Source organism: Echinimonas agarilytica (assembly GCF_023703465.1).
Taxonomy (GTDB): Bacteria; Pseudomonadota; Gammaproteobacteria; order Enterobacterales; family Neiellaceae; genus Echinimonas; species Echinimonas agarilytica.
Map to the genome: position 1 here is coordinate 619,128 of NZ_JAMQGP010000001.1, position 26,714 is coordinate 645,841.

At 45.7% G+C, this 26,714-nt stretch carries 16 protein-coding genes; 10 read left to right on the forward strand and 6 right to left on the reverse strand.

Annotation, left to right across the window (positions count from 1 at the left end; translation table 11 throughout):
- Positions 1–293: 293 nt before the first annotated feature.
- From NAF29_RS02600 to eda, 7 genes are all read left to right on the forward strand, one after another.
- Positions 294–3,338, forward strand: a complete 3,045-nt coding sequence (locus NAF29_RS02600) for a TonB-dependent receptor (RefSeq protein WP_251259923.1) — start codon at positions 294–296, stop codon at positions 3,336–3,338.
- Positions 3,339–3,427: 89 nt separating this feature from the next.
- On the forward strand, positions 3,428–5,695 hold the full coding sequence (locus tag NAF29_RS02605; RefSeq protein WP_251259924.1) for a polysaccharide lyase 6 family protein: 2,268 nt from the start codon (positions 3,428–3,430) through the stop codon (positions 5,693–5,695).
- Positions 5,696–5,733: 38 nt separating this feature from the next.
- Positions 5,734–7,950, forward strand: coding sequence for a heparinase II/III domain-containing protein (locus NAF29_RS02610; protein ID WP_251259925.1), 2,217 nt, complete (start codon positions 5,734–5,736; stop codon positions 7,948–7,950).
- Positions 7,951–7,972: 22 nt separating this feature from the next.
- The gene (locus NAF29_RS02615) at positions 7,973–8,317 is read left to right on the forward strand and encodes a cupin domain-containing protein (protein WP_251259926.1); all 345 of its coding nucleotides are present in this window, start codon (positions 7,973–7,975) and stop codon (positions 8,315–8,317) included.
- Positions 8,318–8,322: 5 nt separating this feature from the next.
- Positions 8,323–9,597 (forward strand): MFS transporter, encoded by a 1,275-nt coding sequence (locus NAF29_RS02620; RefSeq protein ID WP_251259927.1) that lies wholly within the window; start codon positions 8,323–8,325, stop codon positions 9,595–9,597.
- A 4-nt stretch (positions 9,598–9,601) separates the two neighbouring features.
- Positions 9,602–10,567 (forward strand): sugar kinase, encoded by a 966-nt coding sequence (locus NAF29_RS02625; RefSeq protein WP_251259928.1) that lies wholly within the window; start codon positions 9,602–9,604, stop codon positions 10,565–10,567.
- A 21-nt stretch (positions 10,568–10,588) separates the two neighbouring features.
- Complete coding sequence (gene eda, locus NAF29_RS02630; protein ID WP_251259929.1) at positions 10,589–11,203, forward strand: bifunctional 4-hydroxy-2-oxoglutarate aldolase/2-dehydro-3-deoxy-phosphogluconate aldolase; 615 nt, start codon at positions 10,589–10,591, stop codon at positions 11,201–11,203.
- Positions 11,204–11,317: 114 nt separating this feature from the next.
- On the opposite strand, the gene NAF29_RS02635 is transcribed toward eda, so the two are convergent.
- Positions 11,318–12,253 carry a hypothetical protein gene (locus NAF29_RS02635; protein ID WP_251259930.1) on the reverse strand — a complete coding sequence of 312 codons (936 nt, stop codon included), beginning with the start codon at positions 12,251–12,253 and terminating at the stop codon, positions 11,318–11,320.
- 399 nt (positions 12,254–12,652) lie between these two features.
- Positions 12,653–15,190, reverse strand: coding sequence for a TonB-dependent receptor (locus tag NAF29_RS02640; protein ID WP_251259931.1), 2,538 nt, complete (start codon positions 15,188–15,190; stop codon positions 12,653–12,655).
- A gap of 366 nt (positions 15,191–15,556) precedes the next feature.
- On the opposite strand from NAF29_RS02640, the gene NAF29_RS02645 reads away from it, so the two are divergent.
- Entirely contained in the window at positions 15,557–16,303 is a 747-nt protein-coding gene (locus NAF29_RS02645; RefSeq protein ID WP_251259932.1) for an NUDIX hydrolase, read from the forward strand.
- A gap of 86 nt (positions 16,304–16,389) precedes the next feature.
- Here the strand turns inward: NAF29_RS02645 and NAF29_RS02650 are convergent, their stop codons facing one another.
- From NAF29_RS02650 to NAF29_RS02660, 3 genes are all read right to left on the reverse strand, one after another.
- Positions 16,390–18,030: a glycoside hydrolase family 43 protein gene (locus NAF29_RS02650; RefSeq protein WP_251259933.1), complete on the reverse strand. Its 1,641-nt coding sequence runs from the start codon at positions 18,028–18,030 to the stop codon at positions 16,390–16,392.
- 138 nt (positions 18,031–18,168) lie between these two features.
- Positions 18,169–19,512 carry an MFS transporter gene (locus tag NAF29_RS02655; RefSeq protein WP_251259934.1) on the reverse strand — a complete coding sequence of 448 codons (1,344 nt, stop codon included), beginning with the start codon at positions 19,510–19,512 and terminating at the stop codon, positions 18,169–18,171.
- A complete protein-coding gene (locus NAF29_RS02660) occupies positions 19,509–20,540 on the reverse strand; it encodes a LacI family DNA-binding transcriptional regulator (protein WP_251259935.1) in 1,032 nt (343 codons plus the stop codon). Before NAF29_RS02660 ends, NAF29_RS02655 begins: the two co-directional genes overlap by 4 nt.
- A gap of 279 nt (positions 20,541–20,819) precedes the next feature.
- Between NAF29_RS02660 and NAF29_RS02665 the strand changes: the two genes are divergently transcribed.
- Positions 20,820–23,633: an endo-1,4-beta-xylanase gene (locus tag NAF29_RS02665; protein ID WP_251259936.1), complete on the forward strand. Its 2,814-nt coding sequence runs from the start codon at positions 20,820–20,822 to the stop codon at positions 23,631–23,633.
- A gap of 180 nt (positions 23,634–23,813) precedes the next feature.
- Positions 23,814–25,730: an EAL domain-containing protein gene (locus tag NAF29_RS02670; RefSeq protein WP_251259937.1), complete on the forward strand. Its 1,917-nt coding sequence runs from the start codon at positions 23,814–23,816 to the stop codon at positions 25,728–25,730.
- Here NAF29_RS02670 and NAF29_RS02675 read toward each other — a convergent pair.
- Positions 25,690–26,643: a 1-aminocyclopropane-1-carboxylate deaminase/D-cysteine desulfhydrase gene (locus tag NAF29_RS02675; protein WP_251259938.1), complete on the reverse strand. Its 954-nt coding sequence runs from the start codon at positions 26,641–26,643 to the stop codon at positions 25,690–25,692. The genes NAF29_RS02670 and NAF29_RS02675 overlap by 41 nt on opposite strands.
- Positions 26,644–26,714 lie beyond the last annotated feature (71 nt).

Here is a 26,714-nt window from a genome sequence, read left to right on the forward strand (position 1 = left end):
CCTTTTTGGTAAACCGTTTAAACGTACATATACCAACATCATATCCCTATTTCCAAACAACTGGCAAAAAAACATCCAAAATGTGGCCAAAATCAGACTTATTAGGTTCGAGTCTAAAACTATTGGAATGACCAAATTGGTAATCACGATATAGATCACAGTTACCATATTGGTAATAACAAATGGTTTGCCAAGGATGTCAATGTTTGGTTAACTTTAATCGTAGAAAAAGCACAGACCAAATACATGTGCATTACAAAATAACAACACGTGAACACACGGGGATGACGATAGTGAAACTCAACCACATAACTAGAGCGCTACTGCAGCAAAACATTGGTAAACGTACTTTGTGTGCGTCTGCCTTGTTGACTGCTCTAACTGCTCCCGTATTTGCCCAAGATGATGTTAATGCCCAACAAGCTGATGCCGGACAAGATGTTGCTCAGGCCGTTGATACCAGTAATGTAGAAGTCATTAAAGTGTCTGGTATGCGCGCCACAATGACACGCTCGTTAAATGAGAAACGCAACACAGCTGCCGTTGTTGATGCGATTGCTGCTGCAGACTTTGGTGATCTTCCGGGACTTTCTATCTCTGATGTTATTGAGAATATTACCAGTGTTTCAGGTCACCGAGGTAAAGGTTCGGCGTCTGAAATGTCGATTCGTGGTATGGGTCCATTCTTGGGGTATTCCACGTTCAACGAACGGACTGTTACCAGTGCGGGTTACACTCGGGCGGTTAATTTTAAAAAATTCCCATCAGATCTAGTCGACAAGGTTGTGGTGTATAAATCACAACAAGCCAACCTGATTGAAGGTGGTGTGTCGGGTACGATTGCGTTGTCATCTCTGCGCCCGTTAGATTACGGCGAAAATGTGGGCTCGATTGAGTTAACTGGAATCTACAATGAAACTGAGGCTCGAGTGGATGGCGAAAATGGGCTTGGTAATCGAGCGACTTTTTCCTACGTTGATCAATTCGAAACAGACTTTGGTGCGTTTGGTTATACCATTGGTGGCCAACGTACAGACTCTTCAAACCCTGAAGAAAGCTTACTGACCAGTTCTACCTTATACGCATGCGCAACTAATTATGCCGATGGCAGCCCCGTTGATATTCGCAGTGCAAGTGACTGTGAAGATGGCGATGGTGCAATTGATCGTGACAACGTGAATGACTACGATCCGGATTCACAGTTCTTTGTGCCATCGAGCACGACTTACCGAACGATGGAAGAATCGGATGAGCGTAATGCGATTGTGGGTACATTGCAGTGGCAACCGAATGACAATTGGGATATCTACGGCGATTTTGAGTGGTCTAGAAATGAATACACCGAAGATCGTCATGATCTGACTGTATCTGACGGCCGCCGCTACCTCGACAATGTTGTGACCGATGGCAACCGCACTCTTGAATATCGTACCGGCGAATCTAAGTTTGAAGCACAAGGTTACTACCGAGATGAAATCGAGCGTTACAACGGTTTTGGTTTAAAGATTGATCACTACATGACCGATGCGCTGTTAGTCAGCTTAGACTTATCTTATAGCCGCTCTCATCGTAACCGTTCTAGCTTCCAGTCGCGGATTAAAACGGGTGACCGCTGGAATTATTCACTGGACCAACGCCAACACCGTTTAACGCGTTTGCGCTTTTTAGACGAAAATGGTTTGAATGCCGATCAAGAAGGGTTTGATTCATCAACTGCCTTTAACCCCACCAATCCAGAATCTTGGTTGGGCGTAAACAATAATGGCACGAACCCAGAAGCACGTTACCGTCGTCAAATGGATGAACGTTTTGACACCATCAAAGCTGCACGTTTTGATGTGAACTACGCCATTGAAAACAACGACTGGATTGCCAGTGTTGATGCCGGTATTCGTTATTCAGAAGAGCACTTAACGTCTGACTTGGATACCAACACAGCGATTGATCCAAATACAGGTGAGCGTGTTAGTGAATACAAAACCACAAACGTTGATGAAACAACACCACTGATTGAAAATTGCTTCCTGCCAAAGTGGAACAACGACGAATGGTTTAAATCAGAAAATGGCGACGGTGTAGAAGGCGGCGAATACGCCCAATTTGATGGCCGTTGTGGATTTGGTTTGTTGTCGCAGGCGAATCCAGATGGCAGCTTCACCGACATTGGGCGCAAGCCTGACACTCGCAGTAATGGCGATGATGATATTCGTGAAGATATCACCGCAGGTTACGTCATGGTGAATCTCGACGGTGAAGCATTTGATACGCCAGTCACTGGTAATGTTGGACTCCGTGTGGTTCATACCAGTATTGAAGCCAAGGGTTACACATCAGAATTTGAACTTGTTACCACCGTTGATCCCGACACTGGTACTGAATATATCCGTTTAGAAGAAGTCGATGGCGGAACAGTGGGCACTCACTATGTTGATCACAGCAGCACCGAATATTTACCGAGTGCGAACATCACATTTCATTTAGATGATGACTTGTTGCTTCGTACCGCTGCGTACCGCGCGTTGTCACGGCCGAACCTTCAAGACTTAGGTGCGGGACGTTCAGTCAATGTAGCTGATGATGACAACATCACCGATCCGGATGACTTGATTGATGACGCGTCAGGCGATAACCCAACGATGGAACCATTGATGTCTTGGAACGGTGATATTTCGTTGGAGTGGTATCCAAATGAAGATACTGCGTTATCTGTTGCGCTTTACTACAAACAGTTCGAAGCGAGCTTTAAAAAAGTAAACCTGACTGAATATCTCACGGTTGACGGTGTTGAATATCCGATGTCGGTATCTACCACAGAGAAAAGTGATGATACCAGTGACCTCAAAGGTATCGAGATCTCTGCTCAGAAAGTCTTTACTGAATTGCCTGCACCATTCGACACCTTGGGTACCAAGCTTTCATACAACTATGCGGACTCCGACTTTGAAAACCAAGATGGCACATTTGGTGATGTAACAAACGACGATGGCACGGTGACTGAAGGTTTTGTAGACCCTGCCAACATCTTTGGCTTCTCGAAAAACACCTTCTCAGGATCGGTCTACTGGGACTACAGAGATTTCTCTGTTCGAGTGTTATACAAAACTCGTTCGCAGTATTTCCAGCCTAACTCAGGTGCCAAAGCCAACCGTTATGTTGAACCGTTTGAATACGTTGATATGAACGCAAAGTATAAGTTCACTAAAAATACCGCGCTGTCATTAAAGGTATTAAACGTATTGGATGAAGCTCAGTTCATGACGCGCGGCGGCAACGACACGCCAACACTAATTTCAAGCACGGGTACCAAGTACTTCGTGAGCTTGAAGCATAAGTTCTAAAGCAGCAATTCATCTTACGAGGATGAAGGAGCGCTAAGGATGGCGCTCCACTTTCACGCCCGAATCGAATCACTCAAAGAAGTAGACTTATGTTAAATCGTACCCTTACCTCCTTCGTATCGCTTGTGACTTGTAGTGTTTTGTCACTCATTGTTTTGGTGAAGCCGGTGGTGGCCAAAGATTGGGTGGTGAAGACTCCCGATGCTTTCAAATCAGCCCTGAAACAAGTAGAGGCGGGCGATAGCATCGTCTTAGCAAACGGCACCTGGAATAACTTTGAAATAAAATTCAAAGCCAAAGGCACAAAAGACGCGCCTATTACGTTGCGCGCAGAAACCAATGGACAAGTCATATTGCAGGGCCAATCGAACTTGCGCATGTCGGGTGAGTACTTAGTGGTCAAAGGGCTTGTGTTTAAAAACGGCTACACACCCACAAGCGAAGTCATCTCGTTTCGAACCAGTAAAACTGACTTTGCCTATCACAGCCGTGTGACCGAAGTGGTGATCGACAATTACAGCAACCCCGACAAATTCGAATCGGACTATTGGGTGGGAATTTACGGTCAACAGAATCGATTTGACCATAACTACCTTGTGGGTAAGCGCAACAAGGGTGTGACACTGGCCGTGCGTCTTAACTCAGCACAAAGCCAAGAAAACCATCATCGTATTGATCACAACTATTTCGGCCCCCGCCCAGTGTTGGGCTCCAATGGCGGTGAAACTTTACGGATTGGTACCAGCCATCATTCATTGTCCAGCTCATTCACAGTGGTTGAAGATAACTACTTTGACCGATGCAATGGTGAAGTTGAAATTATCTCTGTGAAAAGCGGCAACAACGTTATTCGCAATAATGTATTTAATGAATCTCGTGGCACGCTTACCCTGCGCCACGGCAATGGCAACCGGGTTGAAGGCAATGTGTTCTTTGGCAACGGTGTTGACCACACCGGTGGTATTCGCATTATTAATCGCGATCAGGTGGTACAAAATAACTACCTTGAAGGCTTAACTGGCTATCGTTTTGGCAGTGGTTTTACCGTCATGAATGGCGTGCCTGATTCGCCTATTAATCGTTACCACCAAGTGGTTAATGCTCAAATAAAACACAATTCATTTATTAATGTTGAACACATTCAGTTTGCTGCCGGAAGTGACGCAGAACGCTCTGCAACGCCTCAGAACAGTGTGATGACGGGCAATTTACTGGTGACGAAAAATGGTTTAAATCCATTTAGTGTGTTTGATGACATCAGTGGCATTTCATTTTCAGACAACGTCATGACTCCAACCCATCAAACAGATGTTGCTCATGGTATTGACTATCAAACCATCGATTTAAAGCGTGCAAGCAATGGCTTACTTTACCCCGCAGACAAAGCGCTTTTGAAGTTTGGTGTGTCGAAAAATCTACACCCCATAGAGATTCAAAAAACAGGCCCTACCTGGTACGCCAAAGTTGAACCTGACGTGGCATTTGATTCGGGCAAGGTTGTTTTTATTTCTGCCACTGAAAGCAGCCTTGAAAATGCAGTCGCACAGGCAAAAGACGGTGACGTGATTGAATTGGGTGACGGTGTTTATAACGTCAATAAGATTCTGAAATTAAATAAAACACTGAGCTTTCGTGCAAAAAATCGTCAACAGGCAAAAGTCCTATTCGACCGCTCGACCTTGTTTGAAATTGCCAACGGCGGCAGCCTCAAAATTGATGGCTTAGTGCTTGATGGAAAAGATAGTTCGGACTCTGCTGGCAATGTACTTATTCGAACCTCAAAGTGGGGCATGATCACCACGTATCGCTTTGAAATGATTAATAGCTTGGTGCAAAACCTCGATGTCAATCATTCCTATCATTTCTTTGACTCAGGCAGCCGAGCATTTGCTTTCGCGATTGATTTTCACAACAACCAATTTAAAGCCATCACCGGTGACATTTTACGACTGAACAAAGAAACCGATGATCTGGGCATTTACAACGCTGAGTATATTCGCCTGACAGGAAATCACTTTGAACATGTTAAAGGCGCACTTGCCGATGTGTATCGTGGCGGCACCGATGAAAGTACCTTTGGTCCCCACTTTATCTTTGAAAATAATCAGGTTCGAGATGCTGGGCTTGGCAAGCGGAACAAATTGAAGGCGTCGATTCGATTGCATGGCAACCAAGTGGCCAACATCAGTCACAACCTGTTTAAAGATTCAGCAAAAGTCATGTTGGAGCACACGGTTGGAGAGCCTCAATCTCTTATTCGAGGCAATGAATTTAATGGCACTCCAAAGCCTGAAATTGTTGAGTTACGTGTTGCCGGACCACACACCGCCAAGTTGATGAATAACCGAGTGCTGTAAGCACGAACCATAATTCGGTTCATTATTAGGTAACGGACATGATGTTTTTACAGTTCAAACAGTACCTTTATACAATGCAACGAGCGCTATGTGTTGCGGTATTCTTATTCGTTGCCGCGATGTGCCCCAAAGTCATTGCGGCACAACACCCTAACTTGGTGATCACTGCGAGTGACGTGGTAGCGATGCGCCAAGCGATGACTCAACCTGGCTTATTTCAAGACGCCTTTCGCGCCAAAGTGGCTGACGTTGATCAGCTGCTTCTTGAGCCTGTCGATATCCCTGTGCCGCTGCATGCAGGAGGGGGCTATACCCATGAGCGACACAAAAATAACTATAAGTTAATGTTTAATGCAGCGGTGCTTTATCAGCTTACCGGTGATGTTAAATACGCAAACCATGTGCGCGATATGTTGCTGGAGTATGCCAAGCTGTATCCCACACTGCCGATCCACCCGCAAAAGAAAAGCAGTAACGCTGGCAAGCTGTTTTGGCAAGGTCTTAACGAAGCGGTTTGGTTGGTTTATACCATTCAAGCTTACGATGCGATTATTCCTGCGCTCGATGATGCAACTCGCCAAACCATCGAGAACGGTGTGCTTCGCCCAGTGGCTTTGTTCCTCTCCGAGCAATCTCCTCATACTTTTAATTTAGTGCACAACCACGGCACATGGGCCACAACGGCTGTGGGTATGACAGGTTATGTATTAGGTGAACGAGATTGGGTTGAAAAAGCACTTTACGATTTAGAAAAGTCGGGGAAAGGCGGCTTTTTGCGTCAGCTCGATGAGTTATTTTCTCCTGCCGGTTACTACAACGAAGGGCCGTACTACCAGCGCTATGCGCTAATGCCATTCGTGACTTTTGCGAAGGCGATTGAGGTGAACGAGCCGGAGCGGAAAATATTTGAGTATCGCGATGGAATCGTACTCAAAGCGATCGAGACCACCATTCAGCTGAGCTACAACAATCTGTTCTTCCCGCTGAACGATGCCATCAAAAGCAAAGGTATTGATACCATTGAATTGGTTAACGGTGTTGCCATCGCCTACGGTCTAACAGGCGAAACTGGCCTGTTAAGCATTGCCCAGCAACAAGACCAAATTCTACTCACCGGGGACGGCCTTAAAGTGGCCCGAGCTATCGAGCAAGGACTGGCCACTCCCTTTGATTTTAAATCCATAGCGTTTGGCGATGGTGCCGACGGTATGCAAGGTGCGTTTGTCGTGATGCGCCAGCGTAATCATGGCGATCAGGCACTGGTCTTTAAAGCCACTGCTCAGGGCTTGGGTCATGGTCATTTCGACAAATTAAATTGGCAGTTTTATGATACCGACGAAGAGATCGTAAGTGACTATGGCGCGGCCCGTTTTCTCAATGTAGAAGCCAAGTTTGGCGGTCGCTATTTGCCCGAAAATAAAACCTATGCGAAGCAAACTGTTGCTCACAATACGCTGGTGGTAGACGAAATAAGTCACTTCGAAGGAATCACCAAAGAAGGTAATAAGCACCACCCAGAACTACTTTTCTTTGGTAATCACGAGCGCGTTAAAATTGCTGCCGCAACGATTGATTCAGCCTACCCAGATACCGCATTCACTCGCACGATTGCGTTGCTGAATTTGGCCCCAGAAAAATCCTTAGTGGTGGACGTGCTTAGCGCCGAGTCAGATTCGGTGCATCAATACGATCTTCCGGTGCACTATCAAGGCCATTTGATAGAAACCAACTTTGAACTTAACACGCAACTCAGTGCACTCACACCTTTAGGACAAGATTCGGGTTATCAACATTTATGGTTGAAGTCTTCCGCCACACCCAAAGGCCCTTTGGCTAAGGTGACTTGGTTGAATAAGAACGGCCGCTTCTACACCTTAACGGCCCTTCAGTCGCAGGGCACAAACGTACTATTTACTCAACTCGGCGCGAATGACCCGCAATTTAATCTCAGAGCGGAAAACGCATTTATTTTTAGGGTGGCGAATGCCAAATCACATGATTTTGTCAGTGTGTTAGAGCCGCATGGCGAATACAACCCTTCTAAAGAATACACCCTCACCGGATCAAGCCAAGTCGTTGATTTAATACATCAGCGTCACGACGAGGTTCAGGTGATAGAAGTCAGTTTTAACGATGGTTCAGTGTATGTGTTGGCGTTCCATCTTGGTCAGGAGTCCGAGGGCATGCATGCCTTCATTCATAAGGGACAGAAGTTCCAATTCTCCAGTCATTTCCAACTATTCGATATTCAATAATTTGAGCTTTTTTGAGGAAGTAATGATGATTCAGAGCGAACATTTCTTGTTTGGTGACGATATTCCAGTTGAAGATATTGGTGGCGGTTTGTCGCGCCAAATTATGGGGTACAACGAAGAGCTCATGGCAGTGAAAGTGTTTTTTGAAAAAGGCGCTGAAGGCTATGTGCACAAGCATCGCCACTCTCAGGTGTCATACGTTGAAAAGGGCACATTCGAAGTGAATGTGGATGGCAAAATAAAAACGTTAACTGCGGGTGATTGTTTTTTTGTGCCACCGAACGTGGATCACGGTGCGGTATGCACAACAGGTGGCATTCTGATCGACGTATTTAGTCCAATGCGCGAAGACTTTGTTGGGGAATAATGACTATGACTGTTAAAGGCTTACGTTGGATTGTGGTATCGCTCGTTGCGATTGCTACGGTCATCAACTATATCGACCGCTCAGCACTCGCTGTGATGTGGCCTGGTATTGCAGAAGATTTAGGGTTGGGCAAGCAAGACTATGCCAACATTATCACGGTCTTCATGATTTCATATGCCATAGGGCAGTCGCTATTTGGCAAAATATTTGATGCCGTAGGCACTCGTATTGGCTTTCTGCTCTCGATTGTTGTTTGGTCGGTATCTATTGCTCTGCATGCCATTGCGACCACGGCAATGTCGTTTGGTATTTTCCGTTTCCTTTTAGGATTAGGTGAGGCGGGCAACTGGCCGGGAGCAACGAAAGCGAATGCTGAATGGTTTCCCATTAAAGAGCGCGCTTTGGCCCAAGGTATCTTTAACTCGGGTGCGTCACTAGGTTCCATCATTGCGCCGCCTTTGATTGCATTCTTGTATGCATTCTTAGGGTGGAAAGCAACTTTCATCGTGATTGGTTCTATGGGATTCATTTGGATTGTGCCATGGATGATTATTTATAAGTCGGCACCCGATGCGCATCCTTGGATTTCATCGGATGAGCGCCAATACATTTTGTCGGGGCAAAAACCTGACGTAGAAAAACAAAGTGCTCAAGACGAGTATGTTCCAACCTTTAAGGAATTGTTAGGGCATCGTCAAGCATGGGGAGTGATTGCATCACGCTTTTTCATCGACCCTATTTGGTGGTTGTTTGTGGCTTGGCTGCCGCTCTACCTGAATGAAAAATTTGGGTTTAACGTGAAGGAAATCGGAGCTTTTGCTTGGGTTCCATATGTGGGCGCGGCCATTGGTGCAATTTTTGGTGGCTGGCTCAGCGGCCGTTTGATCGCCAAAGGTTGGGATGTGAGCAAAGCGCGCAAAACTGTGATTGTGTTGGGAGGCGTGGTGATGCTGCCGGCTTTATTGCTGACTGCTCAAGCAGGCACGCCTATGATGGCTATGTTGCTGATTGCACTAATTTTGTTTGGTTTTCAAACAGCCATCGGCAATATTCAAACTCTACCCAGTGACTTCTTCTCTGGTAAAACCGTGGGAACTTTAGCGGGGCTCAGTGGCACATCGGCAGTCTTGAGTGTGATCATTACCATCCAATTGGTTCCTATGATGACAGAAGGCGGCAATTACACGCCATTCTTCATTTTAGGGGCATCGCTGGTGCCGTTGTATTTGATTGCGATTTGGTTTGCAGGGCGTATTGAGCCTGTTCAGAAGAAGAAGTGATTCGATGAGACGTATTTATTTATTAGGCGAGTGTATGGTGGAGTTGTCACAGACTTCAGGCGGCCTTTTAAAGCAGTCGTATGCGGGTGATGCATACAACACGGCTGTTTATTTGAAGCGCATGTTTAGTGAGGTTCAAGTCAATTTTTTCACCACTGTGGGTGAAGACCAATTGAGCGACAACATGGTGACTTCTTTTGAATCAGAGCAGATTGGTACCGACTTGGTCTTTCGTGCGAAAGATAAAGCTCCTGGCCTGTACATGATCGACACCGACGATGACGGTGAACGCAGTTTTACCTACTGGCGTGAATGCTCGGCAGCGCGTCAAGCTATGCAGTTTGTCACAGCAGAAGTGGTAGGACAGCTTTGCATGGGCGATGTGTTTTTCTTTTCGGGCATATCGCTGGCAGTGATTGAGCCCAATGACCGAGAAATATTTTGGTTGTTAATGCGAAAGCTCAAAGATACTGGAGTCAAGATTGCATTTGATCCTAATTATCGAGCGCGCATGTGGAAAGACAAAACAGAAGCTAAGATTCAATTTGAACGCGCATTTAGAATGGCTGATTTAGTCTTGCCGGGCATTGAAGACTTCACTCAACTGTATGGTTTTGATGATTTGAGTAGCATCAAAAAATTCTGTGGTGCACATGGAATTGATGAATTAATCATTAAAAATGGCGCAAAAAGTGTTTATTGCATGAGTGAACAGCAAGTTCAAGAAATTGAGATATCACCCGTGTCGGGCGTAGTTGATACCACCTCTGCTGGCGATTCATTCAATGGTGGCTACATGGGGGCGCGCTTGCAGGGTTTGTCGATTGCAGATTCAGTGGCCGTAGGCGCGACGGTGGCAGGGTTTGTGATTTTACACCCCGGCGCTATTGTGCCAAACCAAACGTTTACTAAATTCAATGAGCAGATCATCCAACCTGCTTTATTAAACATGGCTGAGACATGCCAATAAAGACCGTTAGAGACTGATTTTATGACTACTTTTTCACAACTCATGGGGACGCAAACGCTACTCCCTATCATTCAGGCCGATACTGTTGAGCAAGGTCTGGATATCGCGAAAGCCATGGCCGACTCGGGCTTGAAAGTCGTTGAAGTGGTGCTGCGCTCAGATGCGTCGCTTGAAGCTTTGCGTGCAATCAAACAGCAGCACCCTGATCTTTTGGTGGGGGCGGGTACCGTATTGGATACTCAAATGTTGCAACAAGCATTAGATGCAGGCGCAGATTTTATCGTCACTCCTGCCATTACTGACGCGTTGCTCAAAGCCGTTAAAGCATGTGAAGTACCCGGATTACCGGGGGTTTCTACGCCAGCAGATATTGCACTGGCACGTGAAAATGGCTTTCATGAAATGAAGTTGTTTCCGGCATCATTGGCAGGTGGGATCCCATTTTTAAAGGCGGTATCGTCCGTGTTTCGTGACGTGGTGTTTTGTCCTACCGGTGGAATTAATGCCAACAACCGGTGTGACTACCTCGCGCTCCCCAATGTGATTGGTGTTGGTGGTACGTGGGTTGCTCAAAAAGAATGGGTTGAAGCAGGGGAGTGGCATAAGATCACTGATGCCTGCAAAGCTGTGCTTTAATTCATAGCCAAATCAGCGCCTTGTTGGAATGGCGCTGCGATAATAATAAAACCTTACAGTTACTGATTGCCGGACGCTTGTCATGTCCGGCTTTTTTATATGATTCAATAACTTTTATTCGTCAATAGCAATGGGCTTCACTTCGCGTACTACAAAGTTCGCAAACCTCACATGCTCTTCTTCTGCGCGTAAGTTACGAGTCTCTACCACTGAGCGATAAATTCCCCATTTGGGACGAACAAAATGCCCTGATTCTGTGCCACGCCATAAATCAATCTCGGTTTGCTTGACTGACAAAATAGTCGTCTGGTCACGCATGCGCTTGACTTCCAATTCAAGCTTTCCGAAATCACTGTATTTCGCTCTACAGAAGACTTCTAACCATTCTCCTGCCACTTCAGACCAGGCGTTTCTGTCGAGTATCTCGGTACTTACAAGTGGGCTATAGCGAACTTCTATACCATCTAACCCGCTCCGTTCTGCGCCAGAAATGGTGATGATAGGTTGTTGATCGTCTCCGCCCACGGCTTTGAGTTGAAAAAAGTGGGTGAACTTGGTCGACAACTCTAAATTTGCCGCGGCTTTAAAACGCCATGTGTACTCAAATATTGAGTTTTCAAAACCCTTAAGGGCCTCGTATGAAGAGCCGTAAATTTTTATTTCATTGCGTTGTCGGTCGATGAACTCACCTTTGTTGCCATCCTCATCGCGGTGCGCGACAAACAAAAAGTGATGACCCACCACGTCATCATAGTCTTCAACAATATGTTCAATTGTTTGATGATCTCCGCTAAACACATCGGGTGCCTCAATTGAATTTGAGCCAAATGCATTTCGAATGATTGTATAGGGAGGCATACCTAGTCCCAATCCGTCGGAATCCAGCTGCGCTTCATAGACGGTTTCATAGTCTTGCTCTGGAGTCGGCGAGATCGTCGGGGGAGCAACAATCGTGGGCGGCGGGTTTTCAAGGAGGGTAGAACTTCCTCCACCACCACAACTAAGGGCGAGTATAGGAGAGGTGATGAAAAATAAGGTGTTTCTATTCATGGAGAACGAACTATTTTTAGTTTTGGTTATATTAATAGGTAATACCAAAATTGTGTTTGAAATCATTCACACTTTCTGCTGAATATTGATTTGATCCCAATAGAAATTATTGAAAAGATTATTATTATGTTTTTTAAGCAAAAAAAAGCGACGTGGACAACGTCGCTATAAAATGTCAGAGGGTAAGGAACTGACAACATCAACTCAGCCAATAAATAAGTCGACATTAAACGTCATGGATACCTACTAGGCACACCAATACTTGCATGTTTAACGTATATTGGTAATTTTAATTGGTCAAGTTAATTGTCATTTATATTGTTTATTGGTCTTACATTTGTGATAGGCATAAAAAACGGCGCCAATGGCGCCGTATAAACCTCAAATGGTGGGGCGAGGTTAGAAATAGGCTCTCATACGCACGCCATAAGTTCGTGGCAAGTTATAAAAGCGTAAGTTGAGTCCAGGAGATTGAATCGCCTTGTCCGAATGCGTTTCATCGGTCAGGTTGTTTACATAACCTTCAAAACGAAGCGCTCCGTCACGCATGGTGTAACCTACACCTAAGTCAGCGTGCCAATATCCATCGACCTTGTCGTTGAAACCTGGGTTTGGATCTGAATCGTAATCTTTGCTGTTGAAGATAGTCAGGTGATAAGAACTGCGATATTGAGCCGCAAGCATCCAATCGAAACTACCATTTTGGAAGTCAAAGTACTGAGACAGTTTCATGTTCGCCGTGAAGTCTGATGCTTTAGGCACATCATTACCTTTCAGGTTTACTTCAGGCAAATCACCTGGGTTATGAGATTGGCGTGCATCAGATACAACCCCATCATCAATTTCAGCGTCTAAGAACAACATCGTTAAGTCGGCTGACAAGTCATATGGCAGCAAAGCTTTAGTTTCAATTTCTAAACCTTTGATGACTGAATCGGCTACGTTAACGTTCAATGCTGCGGTTGGTGGTACGTCACATGATGGACAATCGCCCACTTGCTGAACCAATTGATACACTTGATCTTGATAGTCGTAGTAGAACGCAGAAGCGTTGACTCGCATTGGCGTATCTAGCCATTCGAAGTCATTCTTACTACCAATTTCATACATAGTGAGTTTTTCAGGATCGTACTCTTGTGTAATGAGCTCACCGTCAACCAAGTGCGTATCGTTGAAACCACCTGATTTGTGACCCGTGGCTACGTTGAAGTAAACCATGTTGTCGTTTGAGATGTCGTAAGCTGCACCAAGACGCCAATCATTGAAGTCAAATTCAGCCTGGCCTTCTTGTTTAATGAGAGTTGATGCGCCACCACGATTCACAGTGCCATCACCGTTTGGACATGCAGAGCCGTTGGCAAATACACATGTACCATCGAGCAAGTCGTCGAATGTGTCACGAATACCCCAGTTTTTCACACCAGAGCGAATGAGCTCTTCGGCGTCATATGGGCCAGTGTCAGCATCGTTTAAGAAACCAAAGTCACGATCGAGGCCTTTGAATTTAAAGCCTTCAGTGCCGAAACGAACAGCGTCTACGCCGCTCCAAGTGCTATCGGCAAACCAGAAACCGTAGTTCCCGCCGATACCACGACGATACTTTTCTTCACTAGTACGACGGTAGCCCGCCATTACGCGCAAGTCGTCAGTGATTTCATAAGTGACATCGACATAACCGGCCAATGAGTCAGACTCAACTTCAGGCATGGTGTATTCGGTGCCTTGGTAGCCGTTGCCTTGGTCAGCAAACGAGAAGAATACTGTTGATTGATCTTCGTCGTAGTAGAACACGCCGGCTGTCCAAATGAGTGGCGAGTCGTCGGTCGAGTAGAAACGTAATTCGTGAACATAAGATTCAGAATTTTGTTCCCACAATACGTTGCTGTATAAATCCCAGTTTTGGTCTTCGTTGTTACGACCTGGGTAATCCATCCCTACACTTTGAGCATTGACTTGTTCGAAGTCGAGCTCGCGGTAGCTGGTGGTGAATTCAACGCCAAAGTTGCCGAAGTCATGGTTAATTGCAGCCATGATGCCTTTGATACGTGAGTCCATATCACCTTGTGTACCGTGGTAAAGCACGTCACGAGGCTCATCTAAATCATCTGGGTTGTAACCATTGCCAAGGGCTTCATAGGCGTTTGCACCGGGGTAGCCGGTACCGGTTTCTTTCGTGTAGTCACCAACAACATAAACGCTCGTGTCGCTGCTTGGCTCCCAAAGTGCAGAAAGACGGACAGAACTCGCATCCTCTTCACCTGCTGGGGCAAGGTCAACAATCGGACTCGCTTGGTTGAAGTACGAGCTATGATCTTGGTGATAAGCTGCTGCACGGAGTGCAAACGTATCGCTCACTGGAATGTTCACCATGGCGTCGTAGTTCACGCTGTCATAGTTGCCGTATCCCACTTCAACCATGCCTGCAAACTCTTCCAAATCTGGACGCTTGCTAATAATGTTCAATGAACCGGCAGTTGCGTTACGACCTCGAAGTGTACCTTGAGGACCTTTGTTAACTTCCACACGTTCAATGTCATAGAACTGGGAGCCAATACCGCGCATACGAGGAATGTAAACGCCATTGATGTGAGTTGCGGCTGCGGCATCACCCAATTCGGTATTGTTTGAGTTACCTACACCACGAATGTAGATTTCAACGTTACCTTCTTGCTTGGCAATGCTCAAGCCTGGAACTGCGTTGGCGAGGTTACGAATGTCTGACGTAATACCTAGTTGTTTAAGCTCTTCTTCATCTAAAGATTGAGCAACACCGGCATAATCCTGAATGGATTGAACACGGCGTTCAACGGTGACTTCAATGGTTTCAATACCTTTGTGTTCTGGCTCAGCTGGCGCTGCGTCTTGAGCTAATACAGAACCACTTAAGGCTGCGGTGATAGCGGCTGTGAGCGCGCTTACAGTGTGAATTTTGAACATACACCCCCCTGGTGTTTGAACTTTTCGATTTTTGTGATGTAGTTTTATTTTTATGACATCTACTTTGCGGTCGCTACACTCATTATGGTGTTGTGAACGTATTCAGCAGATGTTACAAAATTGACACACGATTGTTTCGTGGTCAACCTGACAATAAGCTAATGGTTAAAAAGACTACAAGGTTGTGATCCATGTTTCATTTCTTCGTTAAAGAAGTATGTTGAAGTCTCATTTTTTTCAAGTGAACACGCTAACTGCTCAAAAATGAGCTTTGATCGAGAGGGGTTAGTTTTATGATAAACTGCATCAATAATTTTTTTTTAGACGTCAAGTTAATGCTGGTTCGCGGCGAATTCGGAGTATTGAATGAGTGACTCACAAGACACTGTTACTGATCATGACAAAGTCTTTTTTTACGGGAGTTTAACTGACTTACCGGACAATGTGATTCACACATTAACCAATGATAGTGTGGTTTTTGGATGCAGTGACGATGGTTTGAAAGTGCTGTTAGTGCGGCACTCTGAAGGCGACAGTGCAGGCGAATGGGCGCTACCCGGAGGTTGGGTTCGATATAACGAGAGCGTAGAGCAGTCAGCGGCCCGGTTATTGAATAACTTAACGGGTCTTGAAGACATCTTTTTAGAACAACTCCATGTCTTTAGTAGTGTGAATCGTTTGCCGCACAGACGAGTGATCACTGCTGCGTTTTATGCGTTGGTTCGCCCGAACGACCATGCGATTGCAGCAGGGTATTCAACCAATGATGTGCAATGGGTGCCAGTATCAAACCTTCCAAATTTGATTTATGACCATGCCGATATTATTCAAACTGCGGTGAAGCGTTTACGCCACAAGGTTAGGCATGAACCTATCGGTTTTAACTTACTGAATCGTAAATTCACGTTGTTACAGTTGCAAGAATTGTACGAGGCAATTTTGGGAGTGACGCTGGATAAACCCAACTTTAGACGCAAAATGTTGAAGATGAATTTGTTAAAACAGTGCAATGAAAAACAGCAAGGAGTGTCGCATCGCGCGGCTAACTTGTATGAATTTGACGAAGACGTGTACAGCAAACTGACCGAGCAAGGTTTTAGTTTTGATGTTTAAAGAAGACCATCCGACATCGTTTTAAGTATCGAATCTTATACAAAAAAGCCCGCTCATTTAGAGGCGGGCTTTTTTAATACGATATTTTAAGATTCTGCAACAATCTCTTGGCGCGATTTAAATTCACGCTCTTGATAGCTGAAGTGACTGAAATCGGCCGGAATTCGAGCTCCGCTCATGTCATGACATGCCATTCCAACAAATGCGCCGGTGAAATTTTCTGCACCAATTTCATCTGACAGGATACTGGCATCTAAATGAACACCTAAATGCTGCCAGTCGCCGTCATTATGACGCCATGCGCCTTTCCACTCATCAAAATCGACATCCACACGAAGTCCAATCTCTCCGTCATCAGGTAACGGTATACGACGTCCCATAGGATAAATCATAGAGCCAGTCATACAGGCCATCATGATTTCCAATACACGTCCTTGCTCTGGATCGTGGGTTACGTATAGGTAAATAAATTTACCCGTATTGTAGTAACACGTGAGACCCGCAAGTTGTTGAATGTTTTCAGGCTTGAACTCGATTGACGTTGTCGCTGTGTAGCAAAATGCTTGCTGACGTCGGGCAACCATTGATTGCTCATAGCGACTGGTTGGGCACTCGTTACCTTTCAAGCGCAAGAAACCAGGGCGCTCGCTAAGACTCATGCTTGCTTCTGTGAGCGGCACACGCACTGATTGAAAATCAATGGGAAGAGTATTGGTGTCGAAATTGAGCTGTTGCACCTGATATGGGTTTGATGGCGCAACGTCGTGCGGACCTTCAATTTCATCAACCGGTCCTACATGACCTTGCGCGAGTCGAGGCCAGCCTTGCTCATTCCATACGATCTTTTGAATGGCGGTTTCACGGCCCAGCGTACAGCGGCCACGATATGGCAAAGGTCGACCGGTCAAGTGAACTAAGTAGCAGTCGCCGTTATCTAGCTCTAACATGTCTGCATGGCCACTGCGTCGCAGTTGGCTGGATGGCACTTGCTGACTATTCAATAAGTGGCCTTCAGGGTCCATTTCATAGGGGCCAAATAGATTCTTGCTTCGCGCAAATAGAGAACCGTGGTAGGCGAATGTGCCACCTTCTGCGGTTAACATGTAGTAGTAGCCGTCGCGTTTGTAGAGGTGAGGTCCTTCAACCAAGCCTAAATCTGAACCCGCGAAGATGTTCTTAATTGGACCCACTAGTTTTTGCTGTAGCGGATCGTATTCTTGAATCAATATTCCGGCAAAGTTTTTAGCGGGGCGATTGTGGTTTAGGCTCGCCTCAGGTCTGTGATCCCAAATCACATTAATGAGCCACTTTCGGCCATCATCATCATGGAATAGTGATGGATCAAATCCGCTCGAATTCAGAAAAATAGGTTCAGACCATGGCCCTTCAATATTTTCAGCAGTCACCAAGTAATTGTGTGCTGTTTTGAAGTCGTCTTGATAAGCACGCACATCGGTATAGATCAGGTGAAATAAACCATCGCTAAAGGTTAGGCAAGGCGCCCAGACACCGCATGAATCTGGATGACCTTTCATGTCGAGTTGTGATGTACGGTTTAATGGATGAGCAACTAGCTCCCAGTTGCCCAGATCTTTTGAGTGGTGGATTTGTACGCCAGGAAACCACTCGAATGTGGACGTTGCTATGTAGTAGTCATCGCCATTTTTGCAAATAGATGGGTCTGGATTAAATCCCTTCAGAATAGGGTTTTGTATCGTCTTAGTCATGTTCAAAGTTCCAACTCAATGTGCCTTGTTGAGGCTCAAAAATGTTTGTGGCGTCACGTCAATCGAAATGCGGTGAAACGATGACGCTCGCCGGTCATTCAAGTGCTAAATAAAATCACAATTCTATTTGGCATTTATTCAGTTTGTTGTTGCTTTTGGGGATTCTAATTCTTCGTGCACTTCGTCCATCTTGGCGTCGGTGAGCGTATAGAATTGAAAAATAACGGCCATCACTACACCGGTAATGACAGCGCCGAGGGCGTATGTAAACATAATGCCGTTTAATGCCAGTTCGGTTTGTTCTTGGTTTGCAACATACCCAGTACCAGCCAAAATCCAACCTGCGCCAGCACCACCCAAGGCAATGCCAAATTTCAACACTAGCAAGTGTGCCGAGTAGCTCATGGCCATCTTGGTAGAACCTGTTTTAAGGGCGCCATAATCAGCGGTGTCAGCCACCATGGCGAAGACAATGGGCACCACTAACATTTGGGCAAAGCCGCCAATCATCGACGCTGCAAAGATCAGTTCGATTTGCGAGCTTGGTAAATAGTAGAGCGCAAGGTGCGTGACGGTAATCATAATTGACCCGAACTTCACCAATTGAACTTTGCAGAAGCGCAAGCTAAACCAATTGACGGACACTGCACCTGCAATCGATGCCAACATACCTGCGGTGAGGAACTGAGAAATCAAGTCCTCTCGGCCAACATAGTACGTCAGGTAGTAAGGTGTGGTTGCACCACGCATAGCCGTCATAATTAATAGAATGAACGAGGCAGCGGCAAGCATCATAAATGGCTTGTTGTCTTTGAACGATGCAATGTCTTTGAAGAAAGTCTGATTTTTTGGGATCTTCGGTTGCACACGCTCTTTGGTGCTGAAGAAACAGAATACGAAACACAAAAATGCGAGCGTTGCGAAAACACCCATGGCGTACTGGAACCCCATTTGGCGATCACCGTCAGGGCCAGCAAAGTAATCGACCATTGGCATCGTAAACGCCGAGACCAGTGCGCCGCCCGACATGGCTAATGCAAAGCGGTAAGACTGAATAGAAGTGCGTTCTTTGTTATTACTCGTAAGTACGCCACCCAACGCTGAGTATGGCACGTTAACTGCGGTGTAGGCTGTCATTAACAAAGCATATGTAATGTAGGCGTAAACTAATTTACCGTTGTCCGACAAATCCGGTGTGGTAAAGGTCATCACCGCCAAGATTGCATAGGGAATACTGGTGATCAGCAAATACGGACGATAGCTTCCCCAACGTGTTTTGGTTCGGTCGGCGACTCCGCCCATAATGGGATCGGTAACACCGTCAAATAACCGAACAACCAGCATCAATGTACCCACCGCTGCGGCCGACAGACCGTATACATCGGTGTAGAAAAACATCATGAAATTAATGACCATCTGAAACACCAGGTTACTGGCGGTATCGCCTAGGCCATAACCAATTTTCTCACGTATGGATATCACTGCAGAAGCTCCTGTTGCGGCGTTAAAATTTGGGGTTCGAATGATTGAGCATAGTCGTGCCGATTGAGTTTGTGACGCACACGCTTCACAAGTAAATCGACGGCTCCTGCAGCCAAACTTCGGAACGGGCTGCAGACTTGAATAATTCGGTCGTCTTGAATCGGAAGTTCCAGTTCTTCCGACAAATAGATAACTTTGAGTTGTTCGGGAATGACAATATTGAATTTATCAGCGGTGTGAATGGCTGCCAGAACTTGTCCATATGTTTGGCAGATCAGCGCATCGGGCCATGAATCGCCACTGAGTAGGCATTCGGCACGCTGATAATCGCCATTCGCATTCAGAAATTCAGCGCTTGGTAAGTGACGGCTTAGTGCAGAGATGGGTTGCTGACGAACAGCATCTAAATGGCCCAAGTAAAATAAACGATTCTTGGCATTCATCGGGCTGCTTTCGATAAATTCGATATGCCGCATGCCTTGGTTTAATAAGCGCTTCGTTAAAGAGTATCCGGCTTGGTGGTGGTCCACACTCACATGCGGGCAATACTCGCTTGCTTCTTTGGGTTCCACATGAACAACGGAAATTCCATACTGAGCAAGATGTTGCATCGCCTCTTCAGATTCACTAAAAGGGGGTAATAGCACGACGCCTCTTGCGCGTTGTTCAATGCACCAATGAGTAATGCTTGATGCATCTTGGCATGACCAAAACGACACATCCTCAATATGAAGTTCAAACCCTTGTTTACGAGCCGTTTGCATTGCTGATTGAATAAACGACAGCGATGTGTGTGATTGAGTGCTGCTGTATAACAGCACCAATAAATTTCGGCGCGGCTTAAATTCGTCTGAGCTGGGCTTCGTGAACGGTTGTTGACTGAGCGCATCAATGGCCATTTGAACTTTTTGACGCGTAATTTCTTTCACATCTGGAGATTCATTCAAAACACGTGAGACGGTCACCCGAGATACGCCAGCAACAGACGCAATATCGTCTAGTGTTGCTTGCCTTAAAATTGCTCTCATATTTGAAATACTCCTCAAGCTTGTTGCTTCAACACGTTCGGAAAAATGAAGATTTCACCGTTTTTCGTGTGAGCGGCCTCACTGATTTGAATTGTTGTAGTCTTTGTGACTTTAACTAGATTGTCAATAAGACTATAAGTATTTGTTAACCAGGTATCATTCTTGAGTCATATTCGCTTCCCAACTGTATGCGGAGTGACCTGCAGTGATGGAAAAGCTTGGAAAACATGCCAACGGAGTTGTTGGACAAAGACATATAAAAGCAGTAGGAGAGTAGGAATGGTCTCGATCAAAAGAAGTGTTGCTATGGCATTGCTTGCAGCCTTAATTGGAGGTTGTGGGGTTGATGGCAAACTCACAAGTCCAGATGATGAGCAAATAGAACAGCCAGAAACACCGGAACAGCCAGAAACACCGGAAGAACCAGAAACACCGGAAGAGCCAACTGACCCTGAAGAGCCGGAGGAACCCACGGACCCCGAAGAACCTGAAGAGCCTGAAGAGCCTGTAGAATTAATTTTGAATCAAGATTTTGAAGGTGATGATGTCTCGCCTTGGGCACCCAATGGTGGTGTAACGCTTGCACTTTCAAACGTTCAATTTAGCGCCGGTGCCGCCAGCCTTCTGACGACTAACCGAACAGACACGTGGCAAGGGCCTATATACGATCTGACTAGCATGGTCACCGAGGGAACAGACTACTACGCGACAGTAAAAGTGCGCTTAGAAAACGCAGATGTCGCATCAGTGAAGTTGTCTTTACGACAAACAGATGACGCTGGAACTCAATATATTTCTGTGGCCACAGCAGAAGTATCCGATGATGCTTGGACTGAAATTTCGGGTTTTCACATGCTCAATGTCAGCGGTGAACTCACTGACTTCCAACTTTATATTGAAGGTCCTGAGGCAGGTGTAAACTTCTATATCGATGAAGTGAGCTTTTCTTCTAAAACAAATCTTGATGATGAGCTTGCGGTTGATGTTGATCATTTATCTGCGTTAGCTGATTTCCCTATCGGTGTGGCTGTACCTGCTGGTGATGCAGATAATAGCTTGCTCAATAGTACAGAGCGTCAAACGATTGTTGAAACTCACTTCAATCAATTGAGTGCCGAAAACATTATGAAGGCGCAGTACATGCGACCTGCACAAGGCGAATTCGACTTTGAAGATGCCGACGCGCTCATTGCATATGCCAACAATAACGGCATGTCGGTGCATGGTCATGTTCTGGTTTGGCACAATCAAATGCCGCAGTGGATGCAAGACTTTGACGGTGATGCGTCAGGTTGGCAACAAATGCTTGAAGATCACATCGCTGGTGTTGCGGGTCATTTTGTTGGGCAACTTGAAAGTTGGGACGTCGTGAATGAAGCCTTCTTAGACGACGGTAGCTACCGAAATTTTCAAAGTGGCAATGAAGCTGAATCTTTGTGGTACCAAAAAATGGGCAAAGATTATATTAAGCACGCGTTTGTTGCGGCTCGAAATGCGGATGCAGATGCAGATTTATACTATAACGATTACAACTTAAATTGGTCAGATAGTAAGTTGTCGGCTGTCACCACGATGGCCCAAGAGCTGCTTGATGACGGAGTCGATATCACGGGCATTGGTTTTCAAATGCACGTTGATGTGGGTGTTAAAAAAGCCAAACTTAAAGAACAATTTCAAGAAGTAGTAGACCTCGGTCTTAAAGTTAAAATCACTGAAGTTGATATTCGTATGAATGGAAACAACAGTGAGGATAATGCTTCAGCACCTTTACTCCTCAACCAAAAAGCGCTGTATCGCGATATAGTTGAAGCCTATATGGAAACTGTTCCTCCGGCATTGCGCGGTGGTATTACCGTGTGGGGAATTGCTGATATGGATTCGTGGATCATCTACTTGTACGGCAATGATGATTGGCCGTTGTTGTTTGATTCAGAGTTCAATGCAAAACCTGCACTGCAAGGCTTTGCTGATGGCTTGGCAGCGCAATACATTGAACCTGAGGTGCCTGAAACTCCTGTAGAACCTGAAGTACCTGAAACACCTAACCCATCGGTTCTGTTCTCGTCAGATTTTGCATCAGGAATTGCAGGCTGGAGTTACAACGAGTATTTGGGGCAAAACATCGTTCCGACGCTGACTCATAATGCAACCGATGGCACTTTGGCGGTGGATGTCGCTTGGGCCTCAGATTCAGATGGCACTAATTTTGAAGTCGATTTCTCTGGAACTCCAGTGGATATGTCTGAGGGTGTTAACGTGTCTTTGCGCTTGAAAATGCCACAGGGCTATATTGATGATGGCAACATGCTATATCAAGTGTACTTGACCGATAGCTCTTACGCAGCCGCGTTTCTTGGTGGTGTTTCTGTTGCAGAACTCTCACCTGATGCTGAGGGCTGGGCCACAGTCACTATCGAAAATGCCGGTGACGGTATTGCTGATACATTTGACCAAATCAACCTGATTCGAGTGGGAGTTCAATTGCTGGCAACTGGTAAAGCGGCGTCTGTTACAGGAACGATTGAGGTGGATGATGTGCAAGTGGTTGCCGCAGCGGTTAGCGAGCCCACTCCAGATCCGGAAGAAGCCGCTTTGTTCGTGAGCGCTTTTGCAACGGATATTATCGGTTGGAGTTACAACGAATATATGGGTCAAAATGTTGTTCCAACGTTGAGTCACAATGCTGAAGATGGGACTTTGATGGTCGATTTAGTGTGGGCTGATGATTCGACCGGAACCAACTTTGAAGTGGACTTCTCTGCCTCTCCTATCGATATGACCAGTGGTGTGGATGTGAGTCTGATGCTGAAGGTACCTCAAGCTTATATCGACGACGGCAATATGCTTTATCAAGTTTATCTAACAGACGCTAGCTATGCGGGTGCGTATCTCGGCGGTGTTTCTGTTGGAGAACTGACTCCTGATGCGGATGGATGGGCTAAAGTCACTATTGAAAATGCGCAAACGTCGGCATCTGACTCCATTGATATAACTCAGTTGATTCGGGTTGGTGTTCAGCTGTTAGCCAATGGTAAGCCTGCCTCAGTAACGGGGGCGATTGAGGTCGATGATGTTAAAGTGGTAAATCATTAACTTTAATCTAAAAATGGTCGCCAAAATTTATTATGTGGTTTTTGGCGACCCATTTTATCCATGTCAAAGAGATATCGATGTTTCTCAATCATCTAATTCCATCAGTAATTTCGTGCGCAAGCTTGGCTGGCCATCTAGTATTTAAAAGGTCTTTTGTTTGATAAAGGAGTCTCTTTTCGGATGAGGCTTACCCAGCGACTAAGTATTGTGTGGATTGCGAGTGTCTTCTCAGCAGTAATGATTGCAATTGCTGGAGTGGCCTGGTCTTGGCACTGGCAGGAGCAGCAACGGCGTCACAGCAGTATCAAAGAGATTAGTGAGCAAGTGGCTTTAGTACTTGCGCAATCTAAAACTCCCTCAGCGCAATGGAAGATTATTCCAGAATGGCTCCGAATCAATCTCAAACTACTGCATGTCGAGCACTTTACCGTTAGGTATCAGGGGCATTTAATCATTGCTGTCAATGCGCCAGTTCCTGCCAGAGCTAACGCTCTGAAAATGACTTCTAAGACCCATAAAACCGGCGCAATGGTGACTAAAGTAGCGTTTTCTGAGACGAATGCCGTGTCTCACTTGAGTTGGCATAGTGCTTTAGCGTTAGTCATCGCATTCACCTTGGTGATCTTGACTGCTTGGTGGGGAGGGCGTTGGCAGCGCAAGCGGCTAAAAGAGGTGGATAACATCTCTCATCGGGCACAGCGCCTTATTAAAGGTGAACTTATCGCAAGCGGTGACGATGTGGAGCGGCCTCGAATTATTCGACAGGCGCTTGACTACCTAGTTCACGAGTTACAAGACGCCCGTAAAGAGCGAAGCAGATTCGATGCCTTTATGCGCTCGAATACATTTCTTGACCCGGTCACAGGCCTTGGAAATCGGTTGTATTTTGATAACCAGATTGAAAGTGCTATTCGAGATGAACAAGGGGGTTATTTGCTTTTGTTGCAGTTTAGAAGCTACGACGAACTTAGTCAGCAACTCAGTAAACAAGATTGTGAGGAATTTTTAAAGCAAATCGCATTGGTTCTTCACAACGTCTTTGACGAACATGAAGGCAATTTTATGGCGCGTCGAAACGATGCAGACTTTACGGTGTTGCTGCCCAGCACATCGCTTGAAGATACCAAAAGGTCAGTGAAGTCTTTGTTGTTGTTTTTGAAACATATTCAATTGCCAACAGAAATTGACAAAGAGCATGCATACCACGTTGGTATTGCTGATATTGCAAGCACTAATGAACCGTATCAGTTGATGGCAGAAGCTGATATGGCCCTGCGAGCTGCACAAGTTCAAGAAGTAAATACGTGGTTTATGTATCAGCGTGATGACCTACCACGCACCGAAATTAAGGGCTCTGTGCGTTGGCGAACATTGCTTGAAGAAGCGATTCGACGAAAGGCATTTGTATTGTCATCGCAGCCAGTAGTCACTGCTGCTGATATGGACATACACCACTATGAAATGCTGCTACGTTTGCGTGATGAAAGCGGCAATCTCATGCCTGCACATGTGTTTTTACCCATGGCCAAAAAGTGTGGAATGTCGAGCCAGATTGATAGGGTTGCATTACATCAGCTTTTGAAGTTAATGCGTTATGAGGCGCGTCAACCTGTCCGCTGTAGCATTAATTTATCGATCGAAGCTTTGATTGATTCCAGATTTGAGCATTGGTTGGAGTTAACCTTAATGCAGTATAGAGATGTAGTGAGGTACCTCATTATTGAAGTGTCAGAGTATCAGCTCACTCAACATCTAGACGCAGTGGGGCCGATACTTGCTCAGCTTAAATCGTTAGGTTGCACCTTAGCCGTTGACCAAGTTGGGCAGAATGTTGTCAGTACTCACTATGCTCAAGACCTCAATATTGATTATCTCAAGTTACATGCCAACGTAATTCGAAATATTGATGAGCGGAGTGAAAACCAGCTTTTTGTGCGCAGTATTCTCGGTGCTTGTGACAACACATCAACCCAAATATTTGCTTTGGCTGTTGAGCGCCAGGAAGAATGGCGGACGCTGAAAAGCTTGGGGATTTATGGCGGGCAAGGGCATTTGTTTAGCGAAACTTCGCGACACAGTCCCGCATTTCTTGGCTGACTTTAGGCAGAAAACCTCGCCAGCCTTGCAGGCCTCCACTGTGATAAAGCATTATTTCATCGGAGTGATCAAATTGACCAAGTCGAAGTTGGTCATTGATGGCGTAGACTAGTTTCGATGTGTAAACCGGATCGGTAAGCACTCCCGACTGTTGCGTAAATTCTAAAACGAATTGCTCCAGCATATTGGGGAACTTTGCAAATCCACCCCATTCATACCCGGTGAGCCAGTCGATGCGCTCAAATACCGAGTCGTCTTGAATAAGCTGCTTAACCCGTTTCGGTAATTGCGAATCTCGCACGGCGGGTACTGCAATTAAACGTTGGTGAGGCGCCATCGCTAATGCGAGTCCTGCTGTTGTGCCTCCGCTTCCAACGGCGCAAGCTATGTAATCAAAATGCTCTGTATGAGCAGAAAATATGTCTTCGAATCCCTGCATGGAAAGCGTGTGACTGCCGCCTTCTGGCAGAAACATCCATGATGCGTGATCGGGTGTAAGTTGCTGTAGCAATTGATCTTGCCATTCAGCGTGATGCCTATGCTTATATTCCGATCGAGAAACAAAGTGAATCCGAGCTCCCCATGATTCAATATCGCGCAAGGTATTATTTAACTCTGCTGTTTGCTCTCCTCTGACCACTGTTATGCAGTTCAACTTTTGTTCAAGGCAAGCGTACGCTAATGCATGTAAATGGTTAGAATAGGCTCCGCCTAAACTGATCACACCAGAATATCCTTCACTCTGTGCGTGGCGAAGTGGGTAATGTAACTTTCGCAATTTATTGCCGCTCACTATCGGGTGATTCAAATCGTCCCTTAAAATCGATATGCGTGCATTGTGTTGCGCAATAAAACCGTATTTAATGCGAGCAATGAGCGGTGAGTGGATATTTGGTATAAGCGAATCATTCATTTGTTGCACTTGCCGGTAAATGTCTGATAATTGGGGTATCTGTGAATACCATAGGGTGATGTATTAAAACA

What these genes read in the sequence shown, in the direction of transcription:
- NAF29_RS02605 (WP_251259924.1), top strand. Translation starts at nt 3,428, where the DNA reads ATGTTAAATCGTACCCTTACCTCCTTCGTATCGCTTGTGACTTGTAGT.
- NAF29_RS02670 (WP_251259937.1), top strand. Translation starts at nt 23,814, where the DNA reads ATGAGGCTTACCCAGCGACTAAGTATTGTGTGGATTGCGAGTGTCTTC.
- NAF29_RS02675 (WP_251259938.1), bottom strand. Translation starts at nt 26,643, where the DNA reads ATGAATGATTCGCTTATACCAAATATCCACTCACCGCTCATTGCTCGC.
- NAF29_RS02665 (WP_251259936.1), top strand. Translation starts at nt 20,820, where the DNA reads ATGGTCTCGATCAAAAGAAGTGTTGCTATGGCATTGCTTGCAGCCTTA.
- NAF29_RS02640 (WP_251259931.1), bottom strand. Translation starts at nt 15,190, where the DNA reads ATGTTCAAAATTCACACTGTAAGCGCGCTCACAGCCGCTATCACCGCA.
- NAF29_RS02645 (WP_251259932.1), top strand. Translation starts at nt 15,557, where the DNA reads ATGAGTGACTCACAAGACACTGTTACTGATCATGACAAAGTCTTTTTT.
- NAF29_RS02615 (WP_251259926.1), top strand. Translation starts at nt 7,973, where the DNA reads ATGATGATTCAGAGCGAACATTTCTTGTTTGGTGACGATATTCCAGTT.
- NAF29_RS02650 (WP_251259933.1), bottom strand. Translation starts at nt 18,030, where the DNA reads ATGACTAAGACGATACAAAACCCTATTCTGAAGGGATTTAATCCAGAC.
- NAF29_RS02635 (WP_251259930.1), bottom strand. Translation starts at nt 12,253, where the DNA reads ATGAATAGAAACACCTTATTTTTCATCACCTCTCCTATACTCGCCCTT.
- NAF29_RS02660 (WP_251259935.1), bottom strand. Translation starts at nt 20,540, where the DNA reads ATGAGAGCAATTTTAAGGCAAGCAACACTAGACGATATTGCGTCTGTT.
- NAF29_RS02625 (WP_251259928.1), top strand. Translation starts at nt 9,602, where the DNA reads ATGAGACGTATTTATTTATTAGGCGAGTGTATGGTGGAGTTGTCACAG.
- NAF29_RS02610 (WP_251259925.1), top strand. Translation starts at nt 5,734, where the DNA reads ATGATGTTTTTACAGTTCAAACAGTACCTTTATACAATGCAACGAGCG.
- eda (WP_251259929.1), top strand. Translation starts at nt 10,589, where the DNA reads ATGACTACTTTTTCACAACTCATGGGGACGCAAACGCTACTCCCTATC.
- NAF29_RS02620 (WP_251259927.1), top strand. Translation starts at nt 8,323, where the DNA reads ATGACTGTTAAAGGCTTACGTTGGATTGTGGTATCGCTCGTTGCGATT.